Here is a 10,483-nt window from a genome sequence, read left to right as displayed (position 1 = left end):
ACCGCCTCCTAGGAGAGCGGTTTTTTTATGCCTAAAAACTAGTCCGAAGGGAACTAGTCCGAAGGAAAAGAGGACAGATAGGTGATTAGAGAGTATAGAGCAGAGAGTATAGATAAAGCTAGTGACTGCGGACTCCCTCCCTCCGGACTCATTCCCTCCACTGACAACTGACCACTGAATTACCAACTTTATTCTTTGTGCTTTATGCTTTATGCTTTACATTTACAGCATGACAATCATCTATATAATTCTAGCCATTTTAGCCGGTACGGGCGCTACCTACATCCTCTTTCAAGGAAAATTAGCCCTTTTAAATAGCCAATTAACGCAGGCTAATCAAGATCTAGTGAAACAAGCGGCTTTGGAGACTGAAAATCGAACACTTTTTGGAAAATTATCCCAGATAGAGGGTCAAAATGAGACCTTAAAGATGACGGTTGAAAATCAAAAATCAGATGAGGAAAAACTACGTAAAATGCTCGTAGAAATCAGCAATGAATCTGTTTTAAGGCAAGGTAAAATGCTTAGTGACCAGCAACAGGTGAAATTAAATGATGTACTAAATCCATTGAAGGAGAAATTAAAGGAATTCGAGGAGAAGGTGAACTTAGGCCAAAAAAGCAGTTTAGAGCAAAGCACGGTGCTGATGGAGCAGATCAAGAATTTAACAAGCTTAAACCAAACGGTCACTCAAAAGACAGAGGATTTGACGAATGCCCTAAAGGGATCGAATAAATCGCAAGGAAACTGGGGGGAAATGATTTTGGAAAAAGTATTAGAAAGCTCTGGTTTGAAAAATGGGATGGAATACCAGACCCAGTTTGTGACTAAAAATCAAGAAAATGAGACAATTAAACCCGATGCGGTTATCTTTTTACCTGATAATAAAAACTTAATCATCGACAGTAAAGTCTCCCTTGTTGCATATGAACGATATACAAGCGCGGAAGACGGAACAATGGAGAAAGAGGCTGCGCTGAAAGCACACATCGAATCCTTAAAAACACATATTAAAGAACTGTCGGCAAAGGATTATCATTCTGCCTTGAATTTAACGAGTCCGGATTTTACGCTTTTATTTATACCCATCGAATCAGGATTCGTGGCGACCATCAGTCAAGATACCAGTTTGTTTAACTATGCTTGGGACCGGAAGATAGTTTTAGTGTCCCCTTCTACCCTATTGGCCACTTTACGTACGATTGCATCGGTTTGGAAAACAGAATACCAAACAAGAAATGCCATCGAAATTGCGCGTCAAGCGGGGGATTTATATGATAAATTTGTGGGATTCACGAAAGATATGGAGGATGTAGGTAAGCACATCAAAAAAGCAGAAGACTCCCATAACGATGCGCTAAATAAATTAAGTTCAGGAAAAGGAAACTTAATAAATAGAGCTCAAAACCTACACAAACTGGGTATTAAATCGACTAAAAAGTTAAATCAAGGGCTCGTTCAAGATGAGGAGCCGGAGGTAGAGGAAGAATAAATAATGGTAAATGGTAAGTGGTAAATGGTGAATGAAAATCATTTACCCTCTAGCATTTATTAGGCTTTCTTCAAAAATTCCGTTCTCAAAACCATCATCGATTTCTCGACTTTGCCTTCTATTTCGGCTGCGTCATCCGTTAAGCGAATGCCTCTTACCATGGTGCCGCGCTTGATTACACCGGATGATCCACGTACCTTTAAATCTTTAATCACGGTAACAGAATCGCCATCTTTTAATATAGCACCATTACTATCGCGAACGATTAATTCATCTTCCTCATCCATTTATTTGTTGTTTTTTGGTTAATTAGTACGTTCAGAAATTACTTTTCCCACGTATTCTTATTGTTTCTAAACCCTAATAATCGTTGCGCTAAATCAGGGCGCTTTAATTGCGTTAAGCGATTTCGAATCCAGTCCTTGTATTCTGCTTTATACCAGAAGAAATATTTATTTTGATTCTGTTTCTCCTCCCTTGTTTTAGCCGTTTTTACTGGCTGCAAGGTATACGGGTGAACACCAGAATAATAGATCACTTCCGCTACCGTCATGGGTGTAGGTGTAAAGTCCTGAACTTGTTCTAAATGGAAGCCTAAATCTTTAGTCTCCGCCGCTAAATTAGCCATATCCTCTTCTTCACAACCAGGGTGAGACGAAATGAAATAGGGAATGAGAGGTTGTTTTAGGCCAAATTTGGCAGAAATCTCATCATATTTCTTCTTAAAAGCATGGAAATACTTGAAGGATGGCTTACGCATTACGCGTAAAGTGGCATCAGAAGTATGCTCAGGAGCAACTTTCAAACGACCCGAAACGTGTCGCGTAATCAATTGCTCCATGTATTCATCGTGATTGCCATCTGAATTATTCTTATTAAAATCATCCACCAAAAGATCATAACGAACTCCTGATCCCACAAAAGCCTTCTTAATTCCTGGATGCTTATCTACCTTACGATAGATATCCGTCAATGGTTTATGGGAGGTGTCTAAATTATTACAAATCACCGGGTGAATACAAGATGGGCTAACACAACGAGCACAAATATCCTCATCCTTTCCCTTCATTTTGTACATATTTGCTGAAGGACCGCCTAAATCAGAAATGTATCCTTTGAAATCAGGAGCTTTAGTAATTTGCTCCACTTCTTTCATGATCGACTTCTCACTACGGGAAGCAATAAACTTACCTTGGTGGGCAGAAATCGTACAAAAACTACAGCCTCCAAAACATCCACGGTGCATATTTACCGAGAATTTAATCATCTCAAAAGCGGGAATAGGTCCGCGCTTTCTATATTTTGGATGTGGCAAACGCGTATAGGGTAGATCAAACGATTTATCCATTTCCACCTCATCCATTGTTTTAAATGGAGGGTTAATGACTAAAACGTCCTCCCCTACTTTTTGAATGATTCGATTGGCTTGCCACTTATTGGATTCTACCTCGACGATTTTAAAATTCGAAGCATATTTAATCTTATCTTCTAAACAAACCTCATGACTCGCTAATTCCACCGTTTCCCAGTCACAAGAAGGGGCCGTTTTCTGCAAGAAAGCCACTTGATTAATATGGGTCAAATCCCCTAATTCCTTCCCTTCTTTCACCCCGCGCATTATTTCGCGCAATGGCTGCTCTCCCATCCCATAAACTAGCATATCAGCGCCAGAATCAACTAAAATAGAAGGGAATAATTTGTCTTCCCAATAATCATAGTGAGTAACACGGCGCAAGGACGCCTCGATTCCACCGATTAAGACGGGAACATCAGGATATATTTCTTTAAGGATTTTTGTGTAAACCGTAGTCGCATAATCTGGACGGAAACCTGCTTCTCCACCTGGAGTATAAGAATCATTCGAACGCAAACGCTTATTAGCGGTATAATGATTGACCATGGAGTCCATACAACCTGCTGTAACGCCGAAAAAATATTTAGGCTTACCTAGTTTCTTGAAATCTCGTAAATCATCTTTCCAGTTTGGCTGAGCAACAATACCCACCTTCAAACCTTCACTTTCCATGATTCTACCAATCACTGCCGTGCCAAATGCCGGGTGATCCACATACGCATCACCAGAAATTAAAATCACATCCAGTTCGTCCCAGCCACGTTTTTCAACCTCTTTTTTCGTGAGGGGCAGCCAGTCGGTTATCGGTCTTTCTTCCATAAAGCAAAATTAACGGAATTTAGGGGCTTTACCTATTGAATATCATGCCAAAAATCAGAAATCAATTCACATTTTTTTAGTAAATTCGTTCAAAGAGATGAATTAAACCTAGTATCAAATTGAATACCGCCGAAATAATTTTCCAATCTATTGCTGCTTTAACTAGTCCTGCTGAATTAGCTTGGATAGAGGAAAAATTAAAAACTGATGCAAAAGGAATTTCCTTAGCTTTTGTAATGGTACCTCGCTTCATAGCAAAAAAATCCATTGAAAATGAGCTTTCTGCTTTACAGGGTTGGAATTGGAAAAATGCTAGCCTGGATCAATTAGTACGCGTTTATCTCTTAATGCATTTAGCGGAAAAAGAGGAGGGGAAATCCAGAATTGAAACCTTATTTGATACGGCGGAAATGAATGAATTAGTCGCTCTTTATCGAGCTGTACCCGCTTTGAAAACACCGGAAATTTGGTTGCACCGTGCTACAGATGCCGTTCGATCTAATATGGGGCCAGTTTTTGATGCGATTGCCTTTGGAAATCCATATCCCCAAACTTATTTCAGCGAATTAGCCTGGAACCAATTAGTCTTAAAATGCATTTTTAATGACAAACCCATTCACCTAATTATTGGTTTAGATGAGCGCGCGAATCAAGCATTAGCTGATACCTTAGCTGATTTTGCCCATGAAAGATGGGCAGCAGGAAGACGGGTGCCATCTCAGGTTTGGCGATTAATACGAAATTTCAAAACAGAATCAATAGAAGAAGATTTAGGAAAGCTTACGAAAAGTGAAGATGTGAACGATCGAAAAGCAGCCGAATTAATTCTAAATAACAGCCCTCTAGAAGCCTGGAGGGAATTAGAACAAGCAGAACCTATTTACACCGCCTAATATGTGCCAAAACCCAAACGAAGCCAAATTAAATCCATCGCATTTCGAAGGATCTAACGAAGAACAACAAACAGCCCAAGAAGTTGAGGGTGGATTTGCGACCTATATACAAGGGATGAAATTTTTTGATCCTCATGTGCACATGACCTCTAGAACGACAGATGATTACCAAGCACTGGCAGATGCAGGTGTGGTAGCAATCATTGAGCCGGCTTTTTGGCTAGGGCAGCCTAGAACAGGACTAGCTTCATTTAAGGATTATTTTGCCAGTTTAGTGGGTTGGGAGCGTTTTAGATCATCTCAGTTTGGGATAAAGCATTATTGCACAATCGGATTAAACTCCAGAGAGGCAAATAATGAGGCACTTGCGGAAGAAGTGATGGAAATTCTACCCCTATTTTTACAGAAAGAAGGAGTCGTGGGTGTGGGTGAAATAGGTTTTGATGACCAAACCCCAGCGGAAGAAAAATACTACCGTGCTCAATTAGAATTAGCGAAAGAAATGGGTTTGCCCGTTCAAGTGCATACACCGCATCGTGATAAGAAAAAGGGAACCGAACGGAGTATAGCGATAGCTATAGAACATGGTTTAGCACCTAATATGGTGGTAATTGATCATAATAATGAGGAGACCGTTAAATCTGTTTTAGACCAAGGATTCTATGCAGCCTTCACTATTTATCCATTTACCAAGATGGGAAATGAGCGGATGGTGGAGATCGTTAAACAATACGGTTCCGAAAGAATCATGGTGAATTCGGCGGCTGACTGGGGCATATCTGATCCTTTGGCGATTCCTAAAACAGCAGCTCTAATGAAAATAAAGGGTATTTCTTCGGTGGATATCCAAAAAGTAACTTATCAAAATGCGCTCGATTCTTTCGCTCAAAGTGGACAAATCAATGAAAAGGATTTTATTCATGGACTCGAAATAGATCAATCCTTGAAATTTAATGGCAATACGGTTTTGCGCGGTGGTCAAGCACCTCGCGTTGATAAAAACTCCATCTTCATTCGCTAATGAGTAAGATCAGAGCTTTTGCCGAATTAACGCGCCCTGCCAATGTCGTAACCGCCCTGTCTGATATACTGGCTGGTTTAGCTATAGTTGGGTTCACTTTTGGGGGTTTAGATTATCAGTTCTACCCTGCCCTATTTTTAGGTATATCTAGCATGTGCTTATATGCCGGAGGCGTAGTATTTAATGACATCTTTGATCACGAATTAGATACTATCGAAAGACCGGAGAGGGCACTGCCTAGTGGGCGAATAAAACGATCAGAAGCCATTTTCGGAGGTATTGTCTTATTAGCGGCGGGTATTTTTCTAGCTTTTTGGCAAAGTCGATTAAGCGGATTTGTGGCGATTCTAGTGACGGCACTTGCCCTGTTTTATGATTGGAAAGGAAAGCATATGCGAATTTTCGGTCCCATCAACATGGGATTATGCCGGGCTTTCAATTTACTTTTAGGAATGAGCGTATATGAATTGGGTGTTTTGGAACACTTCTCAGTAATTATAATCCCGTTAATTTACATTGCAGCAATTACGCTCGTCAGCAGAGGCGAAGTGCATGGAGGCAAGGCAATAACGCTCTATTTTGCTGGATTTTTGTTTCTAATCGTCCATGGGTCTCAACTATATCTAGCGGAGAAAGTAGAATTTGCTTTGGTATTTGTGCTGGCCCACTTTGTCCTGATTTTCAGGAAACTTCGAATCGCAATAGAGAATCCTGTCGGAAAAAACATCGGATTAACAGTAAAAACAGGGGTATTAACGCTTATATTGATGAATGCAGCTTGGGTCGCATCGAGCGGACAATGGATCATGGCCCTCTTTGTTTTAGCCTTATTACCCGTATCTTTGGGTTTAGCTAAAAAATTCGCCGTTACCTAAACCTATGCAATCTTTAAAACAACATTTTCAGGTCCCGTATTCTTACGAGGTATTCTTTACGGAACATTTATTTGCGCCAGAAAATCGCGTTTTTACTGATTTTGTCCAAAACTACGGCAATACTTCCTTTCGTAAAAAAATACTCTTTGTAGTAGACAAAGGGGTTACCGATATAAATTCGAACTTAACGGCGGAGATTGTGCGCTATTTCCAAACCCATTCTCCAGCTGATTTAGCCCCTGAAATTTTAGTACTACCTGGTGGTGAAGTTTGCAAAAATGACCCCCGATATTACGAAGAAGTAATCCGCGCGCTAGATGAACACGGTATTGACCGCCACTCCTTTGTGGCTTGTATAGGTGGTGGTGCTTTCTTAGACATGGCTGGCTATGCAGCAGCCATCTCACATCGCGGAGTTAAATTCATTCGAATTCCGACGACGGTATTATCCCAAAACGATTCAGGTGTCGGTGTAAAAAATAGTATCAATTATCTAGGCAAAAAGAATTTTTTAGGCACCTTCGCCCCTCCTGTTGCCGTTTTCAATGATTATTCCTTCTTAGAAAGTCTTAGCAAGCGCGATTGGCGTTCTGGTATAGCCGAAGCAATAAAAGTGTCCTTAATAAAAGACATTCGTTTTTTCGAATGGCTTGAAACTAAGGCAGAGGCGATGAATCAACGTGATAAAGCGGTGATGATAGAGCAAATATACCAATGTGCCTCGCTGCATATGCAACACATCGCTAGTGGAGATCCCTTCGAATTAGGCTCGGCTAGACCTTTGGATTTTGGTCATTGGGCGGCCCATAAATTAGAATACTTAAGTGACTTCAAAATTCGACATGGCGAAGCTGTGGCGATTGGAATTGCATTAGATAGCGTCTATTCACACTTAATCGGTTCATTGAAAAAAGAGGAATTGGATCGAATTATCAGCTTATTGAAAAAAATAGGATTTGAAGTTTTCCATCCGGCTTTGGCAGAAAATGATAAAATCAACTTAACTAATGGCTTAAATGAATTCAGAGAGCATTTAGGAGGCCAATTAACCATCACGTTGCTTGAAAAATTAGGAAAGGGTGTCGAAGTACATACCATGGACCTAGCCATGATCAAAAAATCAGTAGAATACCTGGAAAAAATCACGTAAAATGGAAACGCCCTACGGACATCTGAGTTATTGCAGTAATATTCATACCGGGGAAATTTGGTCAGAACATTTTGCGCAATTAAAACAGCACGTCCCTACGGTTAAGGCCTCAGTTTCACCAGAAAAATCGATGGGTTTAGGGTTACGTTTTGCGAACCAGGCTAGTATTGATTTGCAAGATCCAATCCAATTAAAGGCCCTGAAATCATGGCTTTCAGATCAAGATTTATATGTTTTTACTCTGAATGGATTTCCCTATGGCGGTTTTCACAACACCATTGTAAAAGACCAAGTACACGCACCAGATTGGACGACGACAGAACGTAGAGATTATACGATACGCTTAGCCCATATTTTAGCAGAACTATTAGTTGATACGGAGGGAGGGATTTCTACCTCGCCACTCTCCTACCGCTACTGGTTTAATTCCGAAAAGGAACGCGAAGATGCGATGAAAAAGTCAACTGAACATCTGTTGGAGGTGGTTCAGGTTTTGGACCAAATTGCAAAGCAAACAGGTAAAATCATTCATATTGACATAGAACCAGAACCGGATGGATTATTAAGTAATCATACGGAATTTGTTCATTGGTACGAAGACGTATTAATACCAGCTGGTGATCCTAATTTGATAAGAAGACATATTCAATTGTGCTTTGACATTTGCCATTATGGAGTAAGTTTCGATGGCCCTAAGACGAGCATTGCTGAATTAAAGGCTAAAAATATACCCGTGGGGAAGATTCAAATTAGTTCAGCGCTTCGGGTGGATTTGAGGAATCAAGAAGCTGAGAAAATAGAAGAATTAAAGAAATACCAAGAACCAGTGTATTTGCATCAAGTTAAGGCTTTGCGAAAGGATGGAACTTACCAAGAGTTTAAGGACTTAGATGAGGCTTTTGAGGCTTATAAGCCAGAAACCTATGACGAATGGAGGGTTCATTTTCATGTTCCCTTGTTTTTAGAAACCTATGGACTTCTGGAATCCACTCAACAAGAGATTCGGGAGACAATGGAAATTCAAAAGGAAAGCCCCTTTACTCGTCATTTGGAAATAGAAACCTATACCTGGGGCGTTTTACCATCAGCCTATCAACTACCGATGGCCGATTCCATCAGCCGAGAAATTAAAACTATCACAGACCTGTTAGGATTATGAAAAAGACCGCTGTAATTGATGTGGTGGGACTCAGCGAAAGTGTTATTTCGGCTGAATATACTCCATTTTTATATGCCTATATTCAAAAGAAGCAGATTCAAAAAATCAAACCTCCTTTTCCGGCCGTAACAACTACATCTCAAAGCGTCTATTTAACTGGAAAGAACCCATCGGAGCACGGCATCGTAGGGAACGGCTGGTATGATAAAACGGATTCTGAAGTAAAGTTTTGGAAGCAATCAAATGCTTTAGTTGGAGCTGAAAAAATCTGGGACGCAGCGAAGAAAAAAGATCCGAATTTTACCTGTGCCAAGATGTTTTGGTGGTATAACATGTACTCTTCAGCTGATTATTCTGTCACACCACGCCCTCAATACCATTCAGATGGGGTGAAGGCACCTGATTGCTATTCGTATCCAGCTTCGCTAAGAGATGAATTACAGGCTTCGTTAGGTACCTTTCCCTTATTTAATTTTTGGGGGCCGAATGCAAATATCAAATCCACCCAATGGATTGCAGATGCGGCTATCTATGTGGATGAAAAGTACAATCCCACGCTGAACCTAATCTACCTACCGCATTTAGATTATTGTCTTCAAAAATTCGGGGTCAATTTACCGGCAATCGCTAAAGAACTGAAAGAAATTGATCAGGTGCTGGAACAATTAATCACGCATTTCGAATCGAAAAATGCAGAAATTATTCTGCTTTCGGAATACGGAATCAATAACGTTAATACGCCCATTCACCTAAATCGAATCTTACGAGAAGCGGGTAAAATAGCGATTCGGGAAGAACAAGGATTGGAATTAGTAGATCCAGGTGCTAGTGAAGCATTTGCTGTTTCAGATCACCAAATCGCTCATGTTTATTGTAAGAATCCTTCAGAGACAAGAGCGATTCTCGAAAAGGTACCTGGAATCGCCAAAATACTCAGTGGAAAAGAATTAGACGAGTATCAAATCGCTCATGAACGATGCGGGGATCTCGTTTTGGTCGCAGATTCTGACAAATGGTTTACTTATTATTATTGGCTCGATGATGCCAAAGCACCAGACTTTGCGCGCTGCGTCGACATCTTCAAAAAACCGGGTTACGATCCTGTTGAAATGTTCATGGATCCTAAAAATCCCTTCATAAAACTCAGAGCAGCCTATAAATTAGCACGCAAGCTGTTAGGGTTCCGATATCGGATGGACGTAATCCCATTAGATGCTACTCTAGTTAAAGGTTCGCATGGAAGTCCGTTTTGTGATGAAGCCTATTATCCAGTTTTCATTTCGTCGCAAAATATCAGTAAACACATACAACCTACCCAGGTATATCAATATATTTGGGAAACAATTTTCCCCAAAAAACATGAAAAAAATTAGCACAATTCTTGCCTTCGTTGTAGCAATGATGGTATTTAGCACAAACATCCACGCGCAAGGTATGGATCCTCAGGCCATGGCTCAACGTCAAATGGACCGAATGACAACTGAATTAAGTTTAACTAAAGATCAGGTAGCGAAAGTGGAACCGCTTGTTGCGGCTAGAATGACTAAAATGATGGAATTACGTGAGCAAGGAATGGAAAGAGAGCAAATGATGGCAGAAATGAAAAAGGTAAACGATTTGCAAGCAGAGCAACTCAAAGCAATCTTAACGCCTGAGCAACTTGAAAAATACAAAACGATGCAAAGCCAAACGCGTCAAGGAGGACCTCCACGAGACTAAA

At 40.5% G+C, this 10,483-nt stretch carries 10 protein-coding genes; 8 read left to right on the top strand and 2 right to left on the bottom strand.

Annotated elements, in window-relative coordinates:
* The first annotated feature begins 229 nt into the window (after positions 1-229).
* Entirely contained in the window at positions 230-1,492 is a 1,263-nt protein-coding gene (locus ACST14_RS08110; RefSeq protein WP_459462405.1) for a DNA recombination protein RmuC, read from the top strand.
* A gap of 59 nt (positions 1,493-1,551) precedes the next feature.
* Here ACST14_RS08110 and ACST14_RS08105 read toward each other — a convergent pair whose 3' ends face one another.
* Positions 1,552-1,779, bottom strand: coding sequence for a zinc ribbon domain-containing protein YjdM (locus tag ACST14_RS08105; RefSeq protein WP_459462403.1), 228 nt, complete (start codon positions 1,777-1,779; stop codon positions 1,552-1,554).
* 38 nt (positions 1,780-1,817) lie between these two features.
* Entirely contained in the window at positions 1,818-3,665 is a 1,848-nt protein-coding gene (locus tag ACST14_RS08100) for a YgiQ family radical SAM protein (protein ID WP_459462401.1), read from the bottom strand.
* A gap of 119 nt (positions 3,666-3,784) precedes the next feature.
* On the opposite strand from ACST14_RS08100, the gene ACST14_RS08095 reads away from it, so the two are divergent.
* From ACST14_RS08095 to ACST14_RS08065, 7 genes are read left to right on the top strand one after another with little or no spacing between them, the layout of a single operon-like run.
* Entirely contained in the window at positions 3,785-4,558 is a 774-nt protein-coding gene (locus ACST14_RS08095) for an EboA domain-containing protein (RefSeq protein ID WP_459462399.1), read from the top strand.
* A 1-nt stretch (position 4,559) separates the two neighbouring features.
* The gene (locus ACST14_RS08090) at positions 4,560-5,579 is read left to right on the top strand and encodes a TatD family hydrolase (RefSeq protein ID WP_459462397.1); all 1,020 of its coding nucleotides are present in this window, start codon (positions 4,560-4,562) and stop codon (positions 5,577-5,579) included.
* Positions 5,579-6,454: a UbiA-like protein EboC gene (gene eboC / locus ACST14_RS08085; RefSeq protein ID WP_459462395.1), complete on the top strand. Its 876-nt coding sequence runs from the start codon at positions 5,579-5,581 to the stop codon at positions 6,452-6,454. Before ACST14_RS08090 ends, eboC begins: the two co-directional genes overlap by 1 nt.
* 4 nt (positions 6,455-6,458) lie before the next feature.
* Positions 6,459-7,604, top strand: coding sequence for a 3-dehydroquinate synthase (locus ACST14_RS08080; RefSeq protein WP_459462393.1), 1,146 nt, complete (start codon positions 6,459-6,461; stop codon positions 7,602-7,604).
* A 1-nt stretch (position 7,605) separates the two neighbouring features.
* Positions 7,606-8,763, top strand: a complete 1,158-nt coding sequence (gene eboE, locus ACST14_RS08075) for a metabolite traffic protein EboE (protein ID WP_459462391.1) — start codon at positions 7,606-7,608, stop codon at positions 8,761-8,763.
* Positions 8,760-10,136 (top strand): alkaline phosphatase family protein, encoded by a 1,377-nt coding sequence (locus ACST14_RS08070; RefSeq protein WP_459462389.1) that lies wholly within the window; start codon positions 8,760-8,762, stop codon positions 10,134-10,136. The genes eboE and ACST14_RS08070 overlap by 4 nt, the downstream gene beginning before the upstream one ends.
* Positions 10,123-10,482 carry a hypothetical protein gene (locus tag ACST14_RS08065; protein ID WP_459462387.1) on the top strand — a complete coding sequence of 120 codons (360 nt, stop codon included), beginning with the start codon at positions 10,123-10,125 and terminating at the stop codon, positions 10,480-10,482. The genes ACST14_RS08070 and ACST14_RS08065 overlap by 14 nt, the downstream gene beginning before the upstream one ends.
* The last annotated feature ends 1 nt before the right edge of the window (position 10,483 follow it).

It is taken from the genome of Aquirufa sp. A-Brett2-15D, from assembly GCF_054558735.1.
Note: the sequence above shows the minus strand (reverse complement) of the source record. Positions and strands in the feature narration are given on the sequence as shown.